This window comes from bacterium (genome assembly GCA_024224155.1).
GTDB lineage: Bacteria > Acidobacteriota > Thermoanaerobaculia > Multivoradales > JAHEKO01 > CALZIK01.
In genome coordinates, this window is sequence record JAAENP010000305.1 from 1 (window position 1) to 1,266 (window position 1,266).

Annotated in this window: 1 protein-coding gene; it reads left to right on the forward strand. The window is 63.9% G+C overall.

The features are described from left to right. A partial coding sequence (locus GY769_15945; GenBank protein ID MCP4203411.1) for a hypothetical protein occupies positions 1-1,266 on the forward strand: 1,266 nt, incomplete at both ends.

Consider the following 1,266-nt stretch of genomic DNA (forward strand, 5'->3'; position numbering starts at 1 on the left):
CTACTGTCCAACGAAGGCGGCGTCAAGGTACTCGGTTTTGAGACCGGTACCGGCCTCAGCGAGCAGTTCGCGGGCGACCCGGCCTATGCCGCCTACCTGGCCCCTGAGTGCCGCGCCGGCGAAGGCCACGGCGCCCAGGATGATGTCTTTTCGCTCAGCTCCATTCTCTTCGAGCTGATCAGCGGCAGGCCCTATGCCGACGAACCACTCGACGGCGAGGCGTTGACCGTCCAAGCCACCGGCGAGGGAGCTCCCCGAGGCCTGGTCTGTCTTCTGGAGCGCAGTTTCACGCCGAGGTCGGAGCGAATCCCCAATGTGCTCGAGTGGCAGCAGGCTCTCGGTAGGTTGATACTGAGCGGCGAGTACAACCCCACGACTTTCAACCTGGCCTTCCTGATGCACACGATCATGCGGGATCGGCTCGAGAAGGACATAATGGAGCTCAAACGCGAGAAGAGCTTCATACTGTCTCAACAGATCGAGAGCGAGCTTGCCACCGAGGAAAGCTCTGGGCCCGCCCAGGTCGAGAAAGGCGCTCTCGAATCCACCGACGAATCCTCCAAGGCGTCTCCAGAGGTCCGACAAGTACCGCCCGAGGAGTCAAGTACGTGGACCTCTGCATCGGTCGCGAGTCCCACGCTCGCCGGAGACGGTCTCGATCCCGACCGTAAGCCGTTCTGGCTGGGTTTCGCCCTCTCCGCCGTAGTCAGTGGGCTGGTGCTCGGGACCTTACTGGTCTCGGCCTCCAAAGGATCGGAAGATCCCGGGCCGGCTGTGCCGCTCGCGTCAACCGCCTTTCCTGCTGCCGAGCATGACGATTCTGCCGATCAGGCCGCGCCACCCGCGTGGCACGCCGAGCCGCCCGCCACCGAGAAGGAACCCCTGGCCGATTCGGAATCGGTGACTCTGACCGAAGTGGTCAATGGTGAGCTGGGAAGACCGGCCATCGAAGACAGCGAGTTCGAGCGGCTGGTGGCGGAGCGGGCGAACGAAATCGAACGCAATCTCAAGGCGGAATACGAGAAGAAGCTCGAAACCCTACGTGGCGCGGCAATCGAGACACCGCAAGGTCAACCGGCCCAAGCTGCCGCAACCGCGGAGCTCGAGCCAAGCGCACCCGGATCGCAAGGTCAAGCGGTCCAATCCGCCGCAACCGAAGAGCTCGAGCCGAGCGCACCCGAATCGGGCGACCGGCTCGCCATGGAGATGCCTCCGGCGGACCCTTCCACCGACAATAGTCGCACCCAAATAGCGACCGGCGCGCCC